The organism is Neobacillus sp. BP17, assembly GCF_059579525.1.
Map to the genome: position 1 here is coordinate 350,001 of NZ_CM184198.1, position 20,184 is coordinate 370,184.

A 20,184-nucleotide genomic window follows, 5' to 3' on the forward strand; every position below is an offset into this window, starting at 1 on the left:
GGTATAATTAAGGGCAGGGCCCTTAATTTGGTATCCACTGCCACTATGCCCGAACAAATGGCTTTCTCTTACATGAGAAGCTATTTGTTTCGGGTTTTTTATTTGGGAAAAAAAGGGGGATTTGCGATGTCCATTCTTGTTGGAGTAATCATGGGAAGTAAATCGGATTGGGAAACAATGAAACATACGTGTGAGGTTCTCGACCAGTTTGAAATTGCTTATGAAAAAAAGGTGGTATCTGCTCATCGGACACCTGATTTGATGTTTACATATGCAAAGGAGGCCAGAGAAAGAGGCTTAAAGGTGATTATTGCCGGAGCTGGAGGAGCGGCCCATCTTCCTGGGATGGTAGCAGCCCAAACCACTTTGCCAGTAATCGGGGTTCCTGTCCAAACACAGGCCTTAAAGGGGTTAGACTCATTGCTGTCTATCGTCCAAATGCCGGGTGGTGTTCCCGTAGCAACTGTGGCAATAGGCAAAGCAGGTGCAACGAATGCTGGTTTACTAGCAGCACAAATCTTAGCAACGGGTGACACTGAATTAGCTGGAAAATTAGCAGCAAGAAGAGAAGCCACTAAACAAGAAGTACTAGAAAGTAGTGATCAACTTGTCTAACCAAACGATTTTACCAGGATCAACGATTGGAATTATCGGCGGCGGTCAACTTGGCAGAATGATGGCTCTAGCAGCAAAGGCTCAAGGCTTTCGGATTGCGGTATTAGAACCAACGACAGACTCTCCGTGTGGACAGGTTGCCGATATTGAGGTCATTGGTGCCTATGATGATCGCCAAGCTATTAGTAAATTAGCGGAAGTTAGTGATGTCATAACCTATGAATTTGAAAACATTGATGCAGATACACTGGAGTGGCTATGTAATCAAGCAAATGTCCCGCAAGGTCCACGGTTATTAACCATCACACAGGACAGGATTAAGGAAAAGGCAGCAATCCAACAAGCGGGTGTGGAGGTTGCTCCATATGAAGTGATTAATAACATTGAGGAATTATTATTAAAGATAAATACCATCGGATATCCGGCTGTCTTGAAAACGGCAAGAGGTGGATATGATGGAAAAGGTCAACTTGTGATTCGGGACCAGCAGGATTTATCTAAGGGTGAACCCCTTTTAAAACACGGTGCCTGTGTATTAGAAAAGTGGATTCCTTTTGAAAAAGAAATTTCAGTGATTGTAACACGGAAGCTTGATGGTGAAACAACATTTTTACCAGTGGCTGAAAACATTCATAAAGATAATATTTTAGATACAACGATTGTTCCAGCTAGAATTTCAGAAGTTTTACAAAGTGAAGCTGTTCAACTGGCAAATAGGCTGGCTGATTCGTTACAATTAGTCGGGACGCTGGCTGTTGAGATGTTCTTGACTAGTAATGGAACCATTTATATTAATGAATTAGCACCACGACCGCATAATTCTGGGCACTTCTCCATCGAGGCTTGCGAAACGTCACAGTTCGAGCAGCATATCCGAGCCATTTGTAATTGGCCGTTAGGAAGAACGGGGCTATTAAAACCGGCTGTTATGGTCAACCTATTAGGAGAGCATCTTGAACAACTGTATAAGGAAATTCCGTCCTTGAATGACTGGAAGATTCATTTATATGGAAAAAAAGAGGCGAAAATCAAGCGGAAAATGGGCCATGTGACTATTTTGCGCGAAAGTGTTGAGGCGGCCCTTGCAGAAATGAACGAGAGCAGCATCTGGAAACCAGTAAAAGAAAAGATCGGGGGATAAAACATGATTGATCGTTATACACGACCGGAAATGGGAGCAATTTGGACAGAGGAAAACCGTTTTAATGCTTGGCTTGAGGTTGAAATACTAGCCTGTGAAGCATGGGCAGAACTAGGTGACATCCCAAAGGAAGATGTGAAGAAATTACGTGAAAATGCTTCCTTCAATATTGACCGCATTAAAGAGATTGAAGAAGAAACACGGCACGATGTAGTTGCTTTTACCCGCGCGGTATCTGAAACATTAGGAGAAGAGAAGAAGTGGGTGCATTACGGTTTAACGTCAACGGATGTTGTTGATACGGCCCTATCTTATATCCTAAAGCAAGCCAATGCAATTTTACAAAAGGACTTGGAAAACTTCATTGAGATTTTAAGAAATAAAGCAATTGAACATAAGCTTACTGTCATGATGGGACGGACGCATGGGGTCCATGCTGAGCCGACAACTTTTGGCTTAAAGCTTGCTCTATGGTATGAAGAAATGAAACGGAACCTAGAGCGATTTAAGCAGGCAGCAGAAGGAATCGAGTTTGGAAAAATCTCTGGTGCGGTCGGAACTTATGCAAATATTAATCCGTTTGTGGAACAGTATGTTTGTGAAAAATTAGGACTGCAAAGAGCACCAATCTCTACGCAGACTTTACAGCGTGACCGTCATGCCCACTATATGTCAACGATTGCGTTGATTGCTACTTCCATTGAGAAGTTTGCAGTGGAGGTTCGCGGGCTGCAGAAGAGTGAAACACGTGAAGTAGAGGAATTCTTTGCAAAAGGTCAGAAAGGATCCTCAGCAATGCCTCATAAGCGGAATCCGATTGGTTCCGAGAATATGACGGGAATTGCACGTGTAATCCGAGGATATATGCTTACTGCCTATGAAAATGTACCGCTTTGGCATGAGCGCGATATTTCACATTCATCAGCGGAACGGATCATCCTGCCTGATGCAACGATTGGTTTGAATTATATGCTGAATCGTTTTGGTAATATCGTGAAGAACTTGACGGTTTACCCAGAGAATATGAAGCGTAATATGGACCGGACACTTGGCTTAATTTATTCTCAACGTGTATTACTTGCGTTAATTGATAAAGGTTTATCTCGTGAAGAAGCGTATGATACTGTTCAGCCAAAAGCGATGGAAGCATGGGAAAAGCAAGTTCCTTTCCGCAGCTTGATTGAAGCAGAGGAAAAGATTACTTCACTGCTGTCAGAAGCTGAAATTGCTGATTGCTTTAATTATAACTACCATCTGCAACATGTAGATACGATTTTTGATCGCTTAGGGTTGAATGAATAAGGTCTATTGACGACCGAGCAAGCAAAAAAGGCAGAGTTATGGTGGCCAATAAGGGTTATTGGCTGCCAAACTCGATAATAATGGATCAGTTAGAAAGCCAATAGTCATTCTCAAAAAAATAGTTCACTTATTTAGGGCTTCTGACACCTTAACTATCCTGAAGATTCCCAATATTGCAAAATAGGAGGCGTTTCCCATGAAAAAACCTTTATACGAAGGAAAAGCAAAACGAATTTACGCAACAGACGATGAACAGATTGTTTTGGTTGAGTATAAGGATTCAGCAACGGCCTTTAACGGAGAAAAGAAGGCTGATATAACTGGAAAAGGGCGTTTAAATAACGAGATTACTAGTTTGTTATTTTTAAAACTTAAAGAACAGGGAATTGAGTCTCACTTTATCGAGCGTGTTTCTGAAACGGAACAACTAGTGAAAAAAGTATCGATCATTCCACTTGAAGTAGTTGTACGAAATATTGCGGCAGGAAGCCTTGCAAAGCGATTGGGAATTGAAGAGGGACGTCAGTTATCAACTCCAATCGTCGAGTTTTACCTGAAAAACGACGAACTAGGTGATCCACTCCTAACAATTGATCACATCCTTGAATTGCAAGTGGCAACTACTCAGGAGACAGCAATTTTACGAGAAAAGGCACTCCAAATTAATACAGTTTTATCAAGCTTTTTCAATGACCTTGGCATACGTCTCATCGATTTCAAACTTGAGTTTGGTAAAGACGCTGAAGGCACAATATTATTAGCCGATGAAATCTCGCCTGACACCTGCAGGCTGTGGGATAAAGAAACAAATGAAAAGCTCGACAAGGATGTATTCCGACGTGATTTAGGAAGCTTAACAGATGCTTATGAAAATATTTTAGCGAGATTGGGAGGACGTCAGCATGTATAAAGTAAAGGTATTTGTCACATTAAGAGAAAGTGTTTTAGACCCGCAAGGAAAAGCTGTAACCAACTCTTTACACTCTTTGAACTATAAGGAAGTAGCCGATGTCCGAATCGGTAAATATATGGAATTAACAATTGAAAAATCCGAGCGCGATATTAATGAAGTGATCAATGAGATCTGTTCAAACCTTTTAGCTAATCCGGTTATCGAAGACTACCGTTACGAAGTAGAGGAGTGTGTTACACTGTGAAATTTGCAGTAATCGTCTTCCCTGGATCGAATTGTGACATTGATATGTTCCATGCCATTCAAGATGAACTCGGAGAGCAGGTTGAATATGTTTGGCATGATTCTGAGAGTTTAGAAGAATTTGATGGAATTCTGCTTCCAGGCGGTTTCTCCTATGGTGACTATTTGCGTACGGGGGCTATTGCTAGATTTAGTAATGTCATGAAGGAAGTCATTAAAGCAGCAGAAGCAGGAAAGCCGGTTCTTGGCGTTTGTAACGGATTTCAAATTCTGCTCGAAGCAGGCTTACTGCCAGGTGCAATGAGACGAAATGAAAGCCTATCGTTTATTTGCAAGCCAGTGGAGTTGAAGGTAGAAAACAATCAGTCGATGTTTACGACTGAATACAGCAAAGGCGAATCAATTGTCATCCCTGTCGCCCATGGTGAAGGAAATTACTATTGTGACGAGGAAACTCTTGCGAAGCTGAAACAAAATAATCAAATTGTCTTTACTTATAACCAGAACCCGAACGGAAGTCTTGCAGATATCGCAGGAATTACCAATGAAAAAGGAAATGTCCTTGGAATGATGCCACACCCGGAAAGAGCCGTAGATGAATTACTAGGCAGCGCCGATGGTTTAAAGATGTTCCAATCGATTGTAAAAGCTTGGAGGGAAGCACATGTTGTCAACGCTTGAACCAAATCCTACTCAGATCAAAGCAGAAAAAATATATCAGCAAATGGGTTTGTCCGATGAAGAATTTGCAATGATTGAAAACATTCTTGGCCGCACACCAAACTATACCGAAACAGGTCTTTTCTCGGTTATGTGGTCGGAACACTGCAGCTATAAAAATTCAAAGCCTATCCTAAAAAAATTCCCGATTACAGGTGAAAAGGTTCTTCAAGGGCCAGGGGAAGGTGCTGGTATCGTTGATATCGGTGATGAGCAGGCGGTTGTTTTTAAAATTGAGAGTCATAACCATCCATCCGCAATTGAGCCTTATCAAGGCGCAGCAACAGGTGTAGGCGGAATTATCCGTGATGTTTTCTCGATGGGAGCACGTCCAATTGCCATGTTGAACTCACTGCGTTTCGGTGAACTAGATTCTGCCCGCGTACGCTATTTATTCAAAGAGGTTGTTGCTGGTATCGCCGGCTATGGAAACTGTATTGGTATTCCGACGGTTGGCGGCGAAATCCAGTTCGATCCTTGCTATGATGGAAATCCTCTAGTTAATGCGATGTGCGTTGGGTTAATAGACCATAAAGACATCAAAAAAGGGCAGGCACATGGTGAAGGAAATACGGTGATGTATGTGGGGGCAAAAACCGGCCGTGACGGTATCCATGGTGCAACATTCGCTTCTGAAGAATTGACAGAGCAATCAAGCGAAGACCGTCCAGCGGTTCAGGTTGGCGATCCATTCATGGAGAAGCTGTTGTTAGAAGCTTGCTTAGAACTGATTCATTGTGATGCCCTCGTTGGTATTCAAGATATGGGTGCAGCCGGACTTATTAGTTCATCTGCAGAAATGGCCAGCAAAGCTGGAATGGGTATTGAGATGAATTTGGACTTGGTGCCACAGCGTGAAACAGGCATGACTGCCTACGAAATGATGCTGTCTGAGTCCCAAGAACGGATGCTTATCGTTGTTAAAAAGGGTAGAGAACAAGAAATCGTTGAGCTTTTTGAAAAATACGGTCTTGAGGCTGTAGGGATTGGAACGGTTACTAGCGATAAACAGATGCGCCTTTTCCATAAAGGAGAAATCGTGGCGGATGTTCCAGCTGATGCCCTAGCGGAAGAAGCACCAGTTTACCATAAGCCATCAAAAGAACCAAGCTATTACGCTGAATTCCAAGCGATGGAAAATGAAGTTCCTCAGGTGGACGATTTAAAAGGAACGTTAGTAAGTCTGTTAAGCCAGTCAACGGTGGCGAGCAAGGAATGGGTTTATGAGCAGTATGACTATATGGTGCGTACAAACACGGTCGTTTCACCAGGTTCTGATGCAGCGGTTGTAAGAATCCGCGGCACACGAAAAGCACTGGCAATGACAACGGATTGTAATTCACGTTATGTCTATTTGGATCCTGAAGTAGGCGGGAAAATCGCCGTAGCTGAAGCTGCGCGTAATATTGTATGTTCTGGTGCAGAGCCTTTAGCGATTACAGATAACCTAAATTTCGGTAACCCAGAAAAGCCTGAGGTGTTCTGGCAGATTGAAAAAGCTGCCGATGGCATGAGCGAAGCCTGCCGCGTCCTTGAGACACCAGTTATCGGCGGAAACGTTTCTTTATATAACGAAACTAGCGGCACAGCGATCTATCCAACACCTGTAGTAGGAATGGTTGGTTTAGTAACGGATCTTGATCATATTACAACACAGCACTTCAAACAGAACGGTGACCTTATTTATTTAGTAGGGGAAACGAAGGACGAATTTGGCGGCAGTGAGCTGCAAAAGCTTCTGAACGGAAAAGTATTCGGTAAAGCCCCTGAATTAAATGTAACAATCGAAAAAGAGAGACAAAACCAGGTTCTTGCTGCGATTCGTGCTGGAGTAGTAGAATCCGCGCATGATTTATCAGAAGGCGGTTTAGCCGTTGCGGTAGCTGAATGTCTATTCACAAATGAACAACTTGGTGCAGAAGTAACCATCGCTGGAAATTCAGTTTCAGCTTTATTCAGTGAAACACAATCTCGTTTCTTATTGACTGTTAAACCTGAACATAAAGATGAGTTTGAAAGTTTAGTAGATGCAGTACAAATTGGAACAGTGAACGAGACAGCAAAACTGCAGATTACAAATGGTGAGTCAACTGTACTTGAAGCTTCGATTGAAGAATTAAAAGCGGCCTGGAAAGGGGCGATCCCATGTTACCTGAAATCAAGGGATTAAATGAAGAGTGTGGCATCTTTGGTGTCTGGGGGCACCAGGATGCAGCCCAGTTAACCTATTACGGACTTCACAGCCTGCAGCATCGCGGCCAGGAAGGGACCGGAATTGTGGTCTCAGATGGCAAACAGCTTAAAGGGGTAAAAGGTGAAGGGTTAGTTGCTGAGATCTTTACCACGGAAGCGATGAAGGAACTGACAGGCACATCAGCCATCGGTCACGTTCGTTATGCAACGGCAGGAGGCGGCGGTTATGAGAATGTTCAGCCGCTCTTGTTCCATTCACAAACTGGCAGCCTTGCGCTTGCCCATAATGGAAACTTAGTGAATGTTAATTCATTAAAACATCAGTTGGAAGCTCAAGGGAGCATTTTTCAAACAAGCTCAGATACCGAGGTTTTAGCACATCTAATGAAAAGAAGCGGCTACACTGATTCAAAAGACCGTGCTAAAAACGCGCTTTCTATGTTAAAAGGCGCCTATGCATACCTAATTATGACTGAAAACGAATTAATGGTGGCATTAGATCCGCACGGATTAAGACCTCTTTCACTTGGTTCCCTAGGTGATGCCTATGTTGTTGCTTCGGAAACCTGTGCCTTTGATGTCGTGGGTGCGGAATATATTCGCGATATTCGACCAGGAGAACTATTAATAATCAATGATCAGGGGCTAGTGTCTGAACAATTTGCGGTAAGTTCAACAAAAGCGATTTGTACGATGGAATATATTTATTTCTCAAGACCGGACAGCAATATTCAAGGAATCAATGTCCACACCGCCCGCAAAAATATGGGTAAAAGATTAGCAATAGAAGTACCAATCGAAGCCGATGTTGTTACGGGTGTTCCTGATTCAAGTATTTCAGCCGCGATTGGCTATGCTGAAGAAGCAGGAATTCCTTATGAAATGGGCTTAATCAAAAACCGTTATGTCGGTAGAACCTTCATTCAACCTTCTCAATCGTTACGGGAGCAAGGGGTTAAGATGAAACTCTCAGCTGTTCGTGGAGTTGTGGAAGGGAAACGAGTTATCATGGTTGATGACTCAATCGTACGCGGGACAACGAGTAGAAGAATTGTTAATCTTTTGAAAGAAGCAGGGGCGACAGAAGTACATGTGGTTATCAGCTCCCCGCCTATTAAGAATCCATGTTTTTATGGGATAGATACATCAACAAAAGAAGAATTAATTGCCTCTGATAAAAGTGTCGAGGAAATACGAGAACTTATTGGTGCGGATTCATTAACCTTTATTAGTGTGGAGGGCATGATGCATGCCTTAGGCCAAGAAGGCACGAATGGCTATTGCCTAGGCTGTTTCACAGGGAATTATCCAACGGAAATTTATCCAGATACACTCCAATATTATTATCAGAAGTAGGAAGGAGCGAGCAGCGTGGCAAATGCATATAAACAAGCAGGAGTTAATATCGAAGCCGGCTATGAAGCGGTAGAGAGAATGAAAAAGCATGTTCAAAAAACAGCCCGGGCTGGCGTCCTTGGCAGCCTAGGCGGATTTGGCGGTATGTTTGACTTATCCGCACTGCAATTAAAAGAACCTGTTTTGGTGTCAGGCACCGATGGGGTGGGCACGAAACTAATGATTGCTTTTTGGATGGATCAGCATGATACGATTGGGATTGATGCGGTCGCCATGTGTGTCAATGATATTGTCGTTCAAGGCGCTGAGCCTTTGTTCTTTCTAGATTATATTGCCTGTGGTAAAGCACAGCCTGAAAAAATTGAGGCAATCGTTAAAGGGATTGCGGACGGATGTGAGCAGGCTGGTTGTGCACTCATTGGCGGTGAAACAGCGGAAATGCCTGGATTATATAGTGAAAATGAGTATGACCTTGCCGGATTTACGGTTGGTGCTAGTGAGAAATCACAGCTTATCACGGGTGAAACTATTCAAGAAGGTGATGTCCTGATTGGCTTAGCCTCAAGCGGCATTCACAGCAACGGTTATTCATTGGTACGAAAAGTGTTTAATGACTGGTCGTTATTAGATTTCGTCGATGAGCTTGGCTGTACATTAGGAGAAGAGTTACTCAAGCCTACAAAAATTTATGTAAAACCGATTTTGTCCGCATTGAAAAAGTTCCAGTTAAAGGGAATGGCTCATATTACAGGCGGCGGGTTTATTGAAAATATTCCTCGGATGTTACCAGAAGGTCTAGGAGCCGAGCTGTATGAAAAAAGCTGGGAGATTCCACCCATTTTTAAACTAATCTCTTCCCATGGACAAATTGATTACCAAGAGATGTATAATATTTTTAACATGGGTATTGGTATGGTAATTGCTGTAAATCGTGAAGATGCAGCTGAAGTGTTAGAACACTTTAGACAATCTGGGGAAACTGCCTGCGAAATTGGCATTGTTACCAGTAATCAAGGAATCAGCATCAAAGCTCAGGGTGGCCGCCTATGAAAAAGATCGCGGTGTTTGCATCAGGGAGCGGAAGTAATTTTCAAGCGATTATTGATGTAGTCCAGTCGGGCGACCTTGATGCAGACATTTCTCTTTTAGTTTGTGACAAACCGGGCGCTTATGCAATCGAAAGAGCCAAAACAGCGAAAATTCCAAGTTTTATTTTTAGCGCAAAGGATTATCCTAGTAAAGAACATTATGAAGAAGAAATTTTAGCTCAATTAAAGTCCTATGGTGTAGAATTCATTGTCCTAGCCGGATACATGCGTTTGATTGGTCCTAAATTGTTAGCCGAGTTTAAGGGAAGAATCGTCAATGTCCACCCATCCTTGCTTCCATCCTTTCCAGGGAAGGATGCAATCGGGCAGGCATTGGCAGCTCAAGTGAAGTGGAGCGGAATTACTATCCATTTTGTTGACGAGGGAATGGATACAGGCCCCATTATCATTCAGGAACGGGTTCGTATTGAAGAAAATGAGACAAGAGAGAGTCTGCAGCAGAAAATCCAGAAAAGCGAACATAAGCTTTATCCATCCATACTTCAAATGCTATTGACACAAGGAGATGTAATCAATGACACAAAAGCGCGCGTTAATTAGTGTTTCTGATAAAAATGGAATTACTGACTTTGCGAGAGAACTAGTCAGCCTAGGGTTTGAACTAATCTCAACCGGTGGTACAAAAAAAGCTCTTCAAGAGCAGGGAATTCCTGTAATGAGTGTTAGTGATGTAACAGGTTTTCCGGAAATTTTAGAAGGCCGTGTAAAAACGTTAAATCCATTTATCCATGGCGGCCTGCTTTCTAAGCATGACAATCCTGATCATTTAAAACAACTGGACGAGCACGGAATTCAGCCTATACAGCTAGTTTGCGTCAATCTTTATCCTTTCCAGCAAACCATCGCTAAACCAGATGTAACGGAAGCAGATGCGATTGAGAACATTGATATTGGCGGCCCATCAATGCTGCGCGCTTCAGCTAAAAACCATCAATATTTAACAGTTGTCGTTGATCCTGCCGATTATGCAACGGTTATTGAGGAGTTAAAAGCAGATGGTGCAACCACACTAGAAACAAGAAGAAAGCTGGCAGCTAAGGTATTCCGTCATACAGCCGCTTATGATGCATTGATTGCTGAATACATGACAAACCTAGCACAAGAAGAGACACCTGAAACCTTAACGGTTACTTATGACCTTAAGCAGACACTCCGTTACGGAGAAAATCCACATCAAAAAGCTGCTTTTTACAAGAAGCCACTTGGTTCGACGTTCTCGATCGCCAATGCGGTTCAGCTTCATGGAAAAGAACTTTCCTATAACAATATTAATGATGCGGATGCAGCTCTGCAGATTGTTAAAGAGTTTTCAGACCCAGCTGCAGTAGCTGTAAAGCATATGAATCCATGCGGTGTCGGAACAGGTGAAACTGGATTTGAAGCATTCACAAAAGCATTTGAGGCCGATCCTGTTTCAATTTTTGGCGGAATTATTGCCTTTAACCGGGAAGTGGATGCCGAAACAGCTGCAAAGCTTCATGAAATTTTCCTAGAAATTATTATTGCACCATCTTTCTCGGAAGAAGCGTTAACGATTTTAACAGCGAAAAAGAACCTTCGCCTGTTAACTATTCCATTTAATGATGCCAAAAAACCTGAGTTTAAAATGACTACAATAGAAGGCGGATTGCTTGTTCAAGAGCAGGACCGTTACACGTTGGAAGACGCGAATGTTACGATCGCAACAAAACGACAACCAACAGATGCGGAATGGGCAGCATTAAAACTTGGCTGGAAGGTTGTTAAACATGTGAAATCCAATGCTATTGTTGTGACGGCAGAGGATATGACAATTGGGATTGGCGCAGGGCAAATGAACCGAGTAGGAGCAGCGGAAATTGCCCTTAAGCAAGCCGGTTCAAAAGCAGAGGGAGCAGCCCTTGCATCCGACGCCTTTTTCCCAATGGACGATACCGTTGAAGCAGCAGCAAAAGCTGGTATTACAGCAATTATTCAACCAGGCGGATCAATCCGTGATGCAGATTCAATTAAAAAAGCAGATGAATATGGAATCGCCATGGTATTTACGGGCGTAAGACATTTCAAACATTAATCGGTTGGAGGGCTTTCGAATGAACGTACTGATTATCGGCCGCGGCGGTAGAGAACATGCAATTTGCCGAAAAGTAAGTGAAAGTGTGAATGTAGAAAAAGTATTTGTTGCACCGGGGAATGTCGGAATGACCGATGTAGCGGAGCTTGTCTCAATTGAAGAGTCAGCACATGAATTACTGCTTCAATTTGCCAAGGAAAACCGTGTCGGCTTGACGATCATTGGACCTGAAGTTCCTTTGCTTGAAGGTTTGGCGGACAAATTTGAAGCAGCTGGTTTGGCTGTATTCGGTCCGCGTGCTAACGCAGCCGAGATTGAAGGCAGTAAGTCATTTGCAAAAGAACTAATGGAGAAATATCAAATTCCTACCGCTGACTATGCTGTGTTCACTAACTATGAGGAAGCCCGTAACTATATCGAAGAAAAAGGGGCACCGATTGTCATTAAGGCAGACGGATTGGCAGCGGGAAAAGGTGTCACGGTTGCGCTTACGAAAGAAGAAGCGCTTTCCAGCATAGAAGAAATGCTCGTTGATGCAAAATTTGGGGCTGCCTCTTCTCGGGTGGTAATTGAAGAGTTTTTAGCAGGTGAAGAATTTTCATTGATGGCATTTGTAAATGGAGAAGTAGTCGTTCCACTTGAAATTGCTCAGGACCACAAACGGGCCTATGATGGGGACCTTGGTCCAAATACAGGCGGAATGGGAGCCTATTCCCCTGTTCCTCAGATAGGTGCGGAAACGATTCAAACGGCGGTTGAAACGGTCCTTCTTCCCGCAGCTAAAGCGATGGTCGAAGAAGGAAGAAGTTTTTGTGGAGTCCTTTATGCCGGCTTGATCAAAACTACATCTGGGCCAAAGGTAATTGAATTTAATGCTCGTTTTGGTGACCCAGAAACACAAGTTGTTTTACCTAGATTAAAATCGGATCTTGTTCAAGTCATCTTAGAATTATTAGCTGGTAAAACACCGGTTTTAGAATGGGATGAGCAAACAATGATTGGTACAGTAGTTGCTGCAAAAGGGTACCCTGAGGCTTATGAAAAAGGGGCAGTGCTAACTGGATTGACTGATTTCAATTCCGCTGAGGTGTTTACTTTTCATGCTGGAACCGCCAGAAATGAAGAAGGTGAGTTTGTAACTGCAGGAGGCAGGGTGCTTCTAGTTGGGGCTAAGGCTGAAAGCTTAGTGGAAGCACGTGAAAAAGTGTATCATGAACTTGAAAAGTTAACGTCACAGGATGTTTTTTATAGAAAAGATATCGGGGCAAAAGCAATTCACCCCGTGAAGAGTTAACGAGCTCGTCTTTTACTAGTTCGCCGGATAAATGTATAAAGAAGTGCCACGATGCTGCCAATTATGGCAATTAAAACGAACGACATATCCGTTAGATACTCCCAAAACATGAATACTCAACTCCTATGAAGGGCTGACCACTGAGGGTCAGCCCTTTAGAATAACCGCTAATTCACTTTAAGTTGGATTATAAGGCAACATTTCATCGCCATTTTGGCTAGTTAATCCTTCCATCCCATCCATTGAATCCATTGCCTGATCATGCTCAGAAATCATGCATTGGCATTTTTCAAATAAGGCAATAAGGGGACAAAAACGGACAATTCCTTCCGCCACCTTCATAGCCCCGCACATAGCAACAAATAAATAAGAATCGCGCCAAGGGTGTTTGACAAGCTTGGAGGTAGTCCAAGAAAGAATTGTTAATCCAAGGGTGATACGAATTAAAGCATTAATAATACTAATATTTGGTCTCACATTCATTTTGTTCACTCCTTCACAAAATATTTACCATTCTTAGCAATTCTTTAATGCGTTAAACAGCAAAATATGATAGTATAGTATCTAAAGAATTTTTTGTAAGGGCTTTCTTTAGTGTTAATTCAACTTATTCTTATATAGATTAGAAAGTTTTTTGAAAAGGGAGGAAGACGTATGCTAGAACAACGCTACCGCTGGAAAAATAAACACTTACGCATGCAAGTTTCCATTTTAGATGGAAAAGCGTCTCCAACCATTTTATTGAAAAACGCCTTGTACTTAAATCAGACGTTTCGAAAGTGGTTGAGAGCGAATATTTGGATATATGAAGATCGGATTATTTATGTGGGCGAAAACTTACCAGCTCAACTTGATAACTGTGAAATCATTGATTGTACCAATGAGATTCTTGTTCCCGGTTATATCGAACCACACGCTCATCCGTTTCAATTATATAATCCCCTAACGCTTGCAGCATATGCATCCCAGTTTGGGACGACAACATTAATCAATGATAATATGGCTCTTATTTTACATTTAAATAAAACGAAAGCGTTTTCATTACTGAAGGATCTTCGTTCAATTCCAACAACGATGTTTTGGTGGAGCCGTTTTGATTCTCAAACTGAAATTTTGAATGAAGAAGAAATCTTTTCACATAGTAATGTTAAATCATGGCTCGAGCACGATGCGGTCCTGCAGGGCGGGGAATTGACAGGCTGGCCGAAACTGCTTGATGGCGATGATATGATGCTCCATTGGATTCAAGAAGCGAAACGGATGCGCAAGCAAATTGAAGGACATTTCCCTGGAGCTTCGGAAAAAACATTGGCAAAAATGATGCTGCTTGGGGCAGACAGTGACCACGAAGCGATGACGGGTGAAGAGGTATACAATCGCTTAATGCAGGGGTATATGGTGTCCTTAAGGCATTCCTCGATTCGACCGGATTTACCAAATATATTAGACGATATGAAGCGTATGGGTATTGATGCTTATGATCGATTAATGCTAAATACAGACGGTGCTTCCTCGACTTTTTACGAGCAGGGAGTCACCGATATGACGATTCGTATTGCCATTGAAAAAGGTGTTCCAGTCATTGATGCCTATAATATGGCCACGGTTAATATTGCTCGATATTACAAGATTGAGCATCTCCATGGTACAATTGCGACTGGCCGGGTAGCCAATATTAACTTTTTAACGAGTATTGAGGATCCAACACCTAAATCCGTTCTCGCAAAAGGGAAATGGGTGAAAAGGGATGGAAATTCAATTTTGGATGCCTATCCTCCAATTACATGGGACGAATATGGACTAAAACCATTGGAAGTGGATTGGGACTTGACGTTAGATGATTTGCAATTTTCAATGCCCTTTGGAATCAAGATGGAAAATGCGGTCATCACAAAGCCCTATTCGATTTCAATCGATGCTTCAGGAGATGAATTATCATCGAATCATGATGAATGCTATTTTACCTTGATGGACCGAAATGGGAAGTGGAGAATTAATACTTTATTAAAAGGATTTGCTAACAATTTATCGGCTTTGGCAAGTTCCTATTCCAACACAGGGGATATTATTTTAATAGGTAAAAATAAACAAGATATGCTTCATGCTTTTAATAGAATAAAAGAATTAGGCGGCGGTATTGTGATGGTTGAGAATAGTCACGTAGTTTGCGAGCTGCCATTAACTTTACATGGAATTATGTCAAACGTTCCGATTGAAGAGCTAATCTGCCAAGAAAAGCAGCTGCTGATTGAGTTAAGAGAGCGGGGCTATGGATTTTCTGATCCTATTTATAGTCTTGCCTTCTTTTCTGCGACACATTTGCCGTACATTCGGATTACTCCACAGGGAATGTACGATGTAATGAATAAAACAGTACTCTTTCCGTCAATAATGCGTTAAACTGTAAGTGAGTAAAGGGTTAAAGTGTGAAAGTGAAAAGAAAGTAAATAGGGGTGTTCATGAAAATGAAAAAATGGACTGTTTTCATGTTAGTTTTCCTGTTACTACTTTCTGGATGTAGTAACAAGGAAAAGGAAAAGAAACCTGTTGAGAAGGAAAAAACAGTGACACAAACAGAAACAGAGAAAGAGCAGCCAGAAGAGAAACCAGTTGCCCCCTATTCCTATCCATTAACCGGGGTAGGATCTGAAACAAGTACTGATACAAGAGCTGTAGCTGTTATGATTAATAATCACCCAAAAGCAAGACCGCAATCAGGTCTAACCAAAGCAGATCTCATTTATGAAATTCTTGCAGAAGGGGATATTACACGCTTCCTAGCCGTCTTTCAGAGTGAAAAACCTAAGAATATCGGTCCTGTAAGGAGTGCGAGGGACTATTATATTTTCTTGGCCAAGGGACTTAACGCTCTCTACATTGCTCATGGATATAGCCCGGAGGCAAAGAAACTCCTTAATAGGAACTATATTGATAACCTAAATGGAATCGTCTATGACGGTACGCTCTTTAAACGTTCGAAGACCCGTAAAGCACCTCATAATTCCTATATTACGTATGAAAATATTTTAAAAGGTGCAAAGCAGAAGAAATATTCCATGGAAAAAGGTCCAGCCCCATTTACTTTTTTGACAGAGGATGAATTGAAGAATATCACAGGTTCCGATGCAAAATCTGTGAAAATTAAATATTCAAATGGCGGCATTTCTAACTCCAAGTTTGAATTTGATGCAGCCACTGGCAAATATAAGCGGTTTTCAGGAGATGAGCAAACGATCGATTTAGAAACAAAAGAGCCTGTGTTAGTGGATAATATCTTTATTGTTGAAGCTAAGCATCGATTTATCGATTCGTATGGGCGTAGGGAAATTGATCTTGAGTCTGGCGGCAAAGCCTATCTGCTGCAAAAGGGGAAGGTTAACCAAGTGGAATGGAAGAATAAGAACGGAGAAATTGTTCCCGTCAAAAATGGCGCAGATGTTCCACTGGTACAAGGAAAAACATGGATCAACGTAATTCCAACCAATCCAGGTCTAGAGAAAAGCATCTCGCTTGATTAGAACTAAATATAAGAACTTTTCTAATTTTATAAACATGTTGATTTTTGCGAAAAGCGAAGCTCCTGGAGTGAAAATCAACAGACATTTAAAACACAGTCAACAACTAAAGGAGTAATAAAATGCAAATTAATAAATTACGTGGAAAAGAACTTGACCAGTTATTTCAGGCAGTTCTTTCATTAAAAGATCTAGAAGAATGCTATCGTTTTTTTGATGATTTGTGCACGATAAATGAAATACAATCATTAGCACAGCGTCTGGATGTGGCAAGAATGCTTCGCGAAGGGAATACGTATCATAAAATTGAAACAGAAACTGGAGCAAGCACAGCTACCATTTCTAGGGTAAAGCGGTGTTTAAACTATGGAAATGATACCTACGAAATGGTGCTAGAACGTGTGAAAAATGAAAAAGTACAAACTGAACAAGAATAAACAAGCCGGAGAGAATGCTCTTCGGTTTTTCTTTTTTGGAATCTAGCTACAGCGCCAGGGGCTCGGGTCATAAGCCCCTGGTCAAGGCGCTTCCGCTTTTTAATTTGGTTAAATTTAGATTTAATGTATTGTTTTTTTATCGATTCGGCTAGTGCTATAATGGTGTAATGGAATTGATGAGTGTGGGAGGATTTTTTTGATGTATGATTTTCGCGAGTGGCGGCATGTGTTCAAACTCGACCCAAATAAAGAACTATCGGATGATCATCTAGAAATCATCTGTGAGTCTGGAACGGACGCAATAATTGTAGGGGGGACAGATGGGATTACACTTGAAAATGTCCTCGATTTAATGGCGAGAATTCGTAGATATTCAGTGCCGTGTGTCCTTGAGGTTTCAACAATTGAGACAGTTACACCAGGGTTCGACCTTTATTTTATTCCAACCATATTAAATAGCAGGGATGCTAAATGGATTACGGGACTACACCATCAAGCAGTTAGTGAATTTGGTGAGATTATGGATTGGGAAGAAATTGTCATGGAAGGTTATTGCATATTGAACGATGACTGCAAAGCTGCAAAACTGACAAATGCGAATGCCAACTTAACTAATGAAGAGGTAAATGCCTACGCCATTATGGCAGAAAAAATGTTTCATCTGCCCATTTTTTATATCGAATATAGCGGCAAATATGGGGATGTTAACTTGATTGCTGACGTGAAAAAGTCGCTTGAAAAGACGGTTCTTTTTTATGGAGGCGGAATAACAACGATTGAACAGGCTGCAGAAATGGCCAAACATGCAGACGTGATTGTCGTGGGTAATGTAATTTATGAAAATTTTGATCTAGCGCTAGAAACCGTAAAGGTCAATCGATAGATCATTGCTTATATAGCTGAAAAAAGTTATGATAAAAATAAGAACAAATGTTTGTATTGGTGGTGGATAATATGCAATATTTAAGTGATAAGCTATTAAACGGACTGAATCCAGAACAGCAAAGTGCTGTGAAAACAACCGATGGGCCGCTGTTACTAATGGCTGGAGCCGGAAGTGGCAAGACTAGGGTGCTTACTCATCGAATTGGATATTTAATCGTAGAAAAACGGGTGAATCCTTATAATATTTTGGCAATTACATTTACAAATAAAGCCGCTCGAGAGATGAGAGAACGGATTGGAAAAATGATGGGCGGAGCTGCCGAAGAAATATGGATTTCCACTTTTCACTCGATGTGTGTAAGAATTTTACGCAGGGATATCGACCGAATTGGTTTCAACCGGAATTTTACGATTCTTGATTCTACCGATCAGCAATCCGTGGTGAAGACAATCCTAAAGGAAAAAAATATTGATCCGAAGAAATTTGATCCCCGTGCGATTCTAGGATCAATCAGTTCAGCTAAAAATGAGTTGATTGACCCGGAAGAATATAAGAAAGCAGGCGGAGGCTATTTTGAGGATGTCGTCGCTAAGGTGTACGAAGAATACCAAAAGAGATTGCGAAAAAATCAGGCACTCGACTTTGATGACCTCATTATGATGACCATTCAATTATTCAAACGCGTTCCAGATGTTCTCGAATACTATCAGCGCAAGTTTCAATATATCCATGTCGATGAGTATCAAGATACCAACAAAGCCCAGTATCTGCTCGTAAAGCAGCTGGCAAGCCGTTTTAAAAATTTATGCGTGGTCGGGGATTCAGACCAATCCATTTACCGTTGGCGCGGGGCGGATATTGCCAATATCCTTTCTTTCGAAAAAGACTACCCGAATGCCACAGTTATTTTACTAGAGCAAAACTATCGCTCTACAAAAAGAATCCTTCTAGCTGCCAACAAAGTGATCGAAAACAACCTGAACCGAAAAGCGAAGAATCTTTGGACCGAAAACCCTGAAGGGAATAAGCTGGTTTATTACCGAGCCGACAGCGAGCAGAGTGAAGCGCAATTTGTTGCTGGGAAAATTAAAGAATTAACTCGGAATAATGAGCACAAATTAACCGACATTGCCATTCTTTATCGTACGAATGCTCAGTCCCGTGTGATGGAGGAAGTACTGCTTAAATCAAATATCGAATACTCCATCGTCGGCGGAACAAAGTTCTATGACAGAAAAGAAATTAAGGACATGCTTGCTTATTTACGGTTAATTTCGAATCCTGATGATGATATCAGTTTACGCAGAATTATCAATGTGCCAAAACGCGGAATAGGATCAAGCTCACTCGATAAAATCGCCAATTTTGCTGATATGCATGATATATCCATTTATCAAGCACTTGAATCTGTTGAATTGTTAGGACTAAGCCCGAAAATCACGAAGGCAGCACGGGAATTTCGTGATTTAATTGGTAATTATACGAACATGCAAGAGTATCTTTCTGTTACAGAACTCGTTGAAGAAGTTCTAGATAAAACAGGGTACCGTGAAATGCTGAAGGCGGAAAAATCGCTGGAAGCACAAAGCCGTCTTGAAAACCTTGAGGAATTATTGTCAGTAACAAAAAGCTTTGAAGATGCAAGTGAAGACAAGAGTCTAGTCGCCTTTTTAACTGATTTGGCCCTTGTTGCTGATATTGATGCCCTTGATGAAGATACCCAAGAAAAGGTTGATTCGATTACGCTGATGACCCTTCACTCGGCAAAAGGTCTTGAATTCCCAGTAGTCTTCTTAATCGGAATGGAAGAAGGAGTCTTCCCGCATAGCCGTTCGTTGATGGAAGAAGTAGAAATGGAAGAGGAGCGCCGTCTTGCCTATGTAGGAATCACTAGAGCGGAGCAAACACTGTTCCTGACCAATGCCCAAATGCGGACATTATTTGGACGGACCAATATGAACCCGCCTTCCCGCTTTATTAAGGAAATCCCTGCGGACCTGATAGAGGGAGTTGAACCGGCAGAGAAAAAGCTGAGTTCGCCATTTGGATCAACTGGTAAATCATTTGGTTCTGCGCGAAGCGCCTCATTCGGAATGCCGAAGACCTCATTTAGTACACCGGCTTCGGCAAGAAAACCAGTTATGCGGCCTGTTTCCGCTGCGTCTGCTGGAGGAGAGGAACTCGGCTGGAAGGTGGGCGATAAAGCCCAGCACGGAAAATGGGGCACAGGAACCGTTGTCAGTGTAAAAGGACAAGGGGAGGGAACGGAGCTCGATATTGCTTTTCCGAGTCCGGTTGGAATCAAACGTCTGTTAGCTAAATTTGCTCCGATTACGAAAGCATAAATACCTAGAGAAAAATTTCATGAGCCGCTCGGGAGCTGCTCATGAAAATCCTTTTAGAAAGG

The 20,184-nt window shown here is 41.9% G+C and carries 19 protein-coding genes; 17 read left to right on the forward strand and 2 right to left on the reverse strand.

Translation table 11 applies throughout. From position 1 onward, the window contains the following. Nucleotides 1-126: 126 nt before the first annotated feature. The 12 genes from purE (at nt 127) to purD (ending at nt 12,939) form a co-directional block, all read left to right on the forward strand. On the forward strand, nt 127-615 hold the full coding sequence (purE, locus tag AC4QJR_RS01765) for a 5-(carboxyamino)imidazole ribonucleotide mutase (RefSeq protein WP_375377319.1): 489 nt from the start codon (nt 127-129) through the stop codon (nt 613-615). After that, nucleotides 608-1,756, forward strand: coding sequence for a 5-(carboxyamino)imidazole ribonucleotide synthase (gene purK / locus AC4QJR_RS01770; protein WP_496525078.1), 1,149 nt, complete (start codon nt 608-610; stop codon nt 1,754-1,756). The genes purE and purK overlap by 8 nt, the downstream gene beginning before the upstream one ends. Before the next feature lie 3 nt (nt 1,757-1,759). After that, nucleotides 1,760-3,058: an adenylosuccinate lyase gene (gene purB / locus AC4QJR_RS01775; protein ID WP_496525079.1), complete on the forward strand. Its 1,299-nt coding sequence runs from the start codon at nt 1,760-1,762 to the stop codon at nt 3,056-3,058. 196 nt (nt 3,059-3,254) lie between these two features. Next, nucleotides 3,255-3,968: a phosphoribosylaminoimidazolesuccinocarboxamide synthase gene (gene purC / locus AC4QJR_RS01780; RefSeq protein WP_098571088.1), complete on the forward strand. Its 714-nt coding sequence runs from the start codon at nt 3,255-3,257 to the stop codon at nt 3,966-3,968. Continuing rightward, complete coding sequence (gene purS / locus AC4QJR_RS01785) at nt 3,961-4,215, forward strand: phosphoribosylformylglycinamidine synthase subunit PurS (protein ID WP_098571087.1); 255 nt, start codon at nt 3,961-3,963, stop codon at nt 4,213-4,215. The genes purC and purS overlap by 8 nt, the downstream gene beginning before the upstream one ends. After that, nucleotides 4,212-4,895 (forward strand): phosphoribosylformylglycinamidine synthase subunit PurQ, encoded by a 684-nt coding sequence (purQ, locus tag AC4QJR_RS01790; protein WP_098571086.1) that lies wholly within the window; start codon nt 4,212-4,214, stop codon nt 4,893-4,895. Before purS ends, purQ begins: the two co-directional genes overlap by 4 nt. Further along, nucleotides 4,879-7,104, forward strand: a complete 2,226-nt coding sequence (gene purL, locus AC4QJR_RS01795) for a phosphoribosylformylglycinamidine synthase subunit PurL (RefSeq protein WP_098571085.1) — start codon at nt 4,879-4,881, stop codon at nt 7,102-7,104. The genes purQ and purL overlap by 17 nt, the downstream gene beginning before the upstream one ends. After that, the gene (gene purF / locus AC4QJR_RS01800; RefSeq protein WP_098571084.1) at nt 7,080-8,483 is read left to right on the forward strand and encodes an amidophosphoribosyltransferase; all 1,404 of its coding nucleotides are present in this window, start codon (nt 7,080-7,082) and stop codon (nt 8,481-8,483) included. Before purL ends, purF begins: the two co-directional genes overlap by 25 nt. A gap of 15 nt (nt 8,484-8,498) precedes the next feature. Beyond that, complete coding sequence (gene purM, locus AC4QJR_RS01805) at nt 8,499-9,533, forward strand: phosphoribosylformylglycinamidine cyclo-ligase (RefSeq protein WP_098571083.1); 1,035 nt, start codon at nt 8,499-8,501, stop codon at nt 9,531-9,533. Beyond that, entirely contained in the window at nt 9,530-10,132 is a 603-nt protein-coding gene (purN, locus tag AC4QJR_RS01810) for a phosphoribosylglycinamide formyltransferase (RefSeq protein ID WP_098571082.1), read from the forward strand. The genes purM and purN overlap by 4 nt, the downstream gene beginning before the upstream one ends. Continuing rightward, nucleotides 10,107-11,645, forward strand: a complete 1,539-nt coding sequence (gene purH, locus AC4QJR_RS01815) for a bifunctional phosphoribosylaminoimidazolecarboxamide formyltransferase/IMP cyclohydrolase (RefSeq protein ID WP_251463354.1) — start codon at nt 10,107-10,109, stop codon at nt 11,643-11,645. The genes purN and purH overlap by 26 nt, the downstream gene beginning before the upstream one ends. A 19-nt stretch (nt 11,646-11,664) precedes the next feature. Beyond that, nucleotides 11,665-12,939, forward strand: a complete 1,275-nt coding sequence (purD, locus tag AC4QJR_RS01820; RefSeq protein ID WP_251463353.1) for a phosphoribosylamine--glycine ligase — start codon at nt 11,665-11,667, stop codon at nt 12,937-12,939. On the opposite strand, the gene AC4QJR_RS01825 is transcribed toward purD, so the two are convergent. Beyond that, nucleotides 12,936-13,049 (reverse strand): EYxxD motif small membrane protein, encoded by a 114-nt coding sequence (locus tag AC4QJR_RS01825; RefSeq protein ID WP_410895745.1) that lies wholly within the window; start codon nt 13,047-13,049, stop codon nt 12,936-12,938. The genes purD and AC4QJR_RS01825 overlap by 4 nt on opposite strands. 67 nt (nt 13,050-13,116) lie before the next feature. Then, nucleotides 13,117-13,422, reverse strand: a complete 306-nt coding sequence (locus tag AC4QJR_RS01830) for a YgaP family membrane protein (RefSeq protein WP_496525080.1) — start codon at nt 13,420-13,422, stop codon at nt 13,117-13,119. 171 nt (nt 13,423-13,593) lie between these two features. On the opposite strand from AC4QJR_RS01830, the gene AC4QJR_RS01835 reads away from it, so the two are divergent. The 5 genes from AC4QJR_RS01835 (at nt 13,594) to pcrA (ending at nt 20,122) form a co-directional block, all read left to right on the forward strand. Further along, complete coding sequence (locus AC4QJR_RS01835) at nt 13,594-15,339, forward strand: adenine deaminase C-terminal domain-containing protein (RefSeq protein WP_496525081.1); 1,746 nt, start codon at nt 13,594-13,596, stop codon at nt 15,337-15,339. Between the two features lie 65 nt (nt 15,340-15,404). After that, nucleotides 15,405-16,457, forward strand: coding sequence for a DUF3048 domain-containing protein (locus AC4QJR_RS01840; protein ID WP_098571108.1), 1,053 nt, complete (start codon nt 15,405-15,407; stop codon nt 16,455-16,457). Nucleotides 16,458-16,576: 119 nt separating this feature from the next. Beyond that, entirely contained in the window at nt 16,577-16,891 is a 315-nt protein-coding gene (locus tag AC4QJR_RS01845; RefSeq protein WP_098571077.1) for a YerC/YecD family TrpR-related protein, read from the forward strand. A gap of 199 nt (nt 16,892-17,090) precedes the next feature. Then, nucleotides 17,091-17,774, forward strand: coding sequence for a heptaprenylglyceryl phosphate synthase (gene pcrB / locus AC4QJR_RS01850; protein WP_098571076.1), 684 nt, complete (start codon nt 17,091-17,093; stop codon nt 17,772-17,774). 71 nt (nt 17,775-17,845) lie between these two features. Continuing rightward, nucleotides 17,846-20,122: a DNA helicase PcrA gene (gene pcrA, locus AC4QJR_RS01855; protein ID WP_496525082.1), complete on the forward strand. Its 2,277-nt coding sequence runs from the start codon at nt 17,846-17,848 to the stop codon at nt 20,120-20,122. Nucleotides 20,123-20,184: the final 62 nt, after the last annotated feature.

Bases quoted from the DNA above. Each gene is read 5' to 3' on its own strand.
- purE (WP_375377319.1), top strand. From the start codon at position 127: ATGTCCATTCTTGTTGGAGTAATCATGGGAAGTAAATCGGATTGGGAA.
- purB (WP_496525079.1), top strand. From the start codon at position 1,760: ATGATTGATCGTTATACACGACCGGAAATGGGAGCAATTTGGACAGAG.
- purC (WP_098571088.1), top strand. From the start codon at position 3,255: ATGAAAAAACCTTTATACGAAGGAAAAGCAAAACGAATTTACGCAACA.
- purS (WP_098571087.1), top strand. From the start codon at position 3,961: ATGTATAAAGTAAAGGTATTTGTCACATTAAGAGAAAGTGTTTTAGAC.
- purL (WP_098571085.1), top strand. From the start codon at position 4,879: ATGTTGTCAACGCTTGAACCAAATCCTACTCAGATCAAAGCAGAAAAA.
- purF (WP_098571084.1), top strand. From the start codon at position 7,080: ATGTTACCTGAAATCAAGGGATTAAATGAAGAGTGTGGCATCTTTGGT.
- purN (WP_098571082.1), top strand. From the start codon at position 9,530: ATGAAAAAGATCGCGGTGTTTGCATCAGGGAGCGGAAGTAATTTTCAA.
- purH (WP_251463354.1), top strand. From the start codon at position 10,107: ATGACACAAAAGCGCGCGTTAATTAGTGTTTCTGATAAAAATGGAATT.
- purD (WP_251463353.1), top strand. From the start codon at position 11,665: ATGAACGTACTGATTATCGGCCGCGGCGGTAGAGAACATGCAATTTGC.
- AC4QJR_RS01825 (WP_410895745.1), bottom strand. From the start codon at position 13,049: ATGTTTTGGGAGTATCTAACGGATATGTCGTTCGTTTTAATTGCCATA.
- AC4QJR_RS01830 (WP_496525080.1), bottom strand. From the start codon at position 13,422: ATGAATGTGAGACCAAATATTAGTATTATTAATGCTTTAATTCGTATC.
- AC4QJR_RS01835 (WP_496525081.1), top strand. From the start codon at position 13,594: ATGCTAGAACAACGCTACCGCTGGAAAAATAAACACTTACGCATGCAA.
- AC4QJR_RS01840 (WP_098571108.1), top strand. From the start codon at position 15,405: ATGAAAAAATGGACTGTTTTCATGTTAGTTTTCCTGTTACTACTTTCT.
- AC4QJR_RS01845 (WP_098571077.1), top strand. From the start codon at position 16,577: ATGCAAATTAATAAATTACGTGGAAAAGAACTTGACCAGTTATTTCAG.
- pcrB (WP_098571076.1), top strand. From the start codon at position 17,091: ATGTATGATTTTCGCGAGTGGCGGCATGTGTTCAAACTCGACCCAAAT.
- pcrA (WP_496525082.1), top strand. From the start codon at position 17,846: ATGCAATATTTAAGTGATAAGCTATTAAACGGACTGAATCCAGAACAG.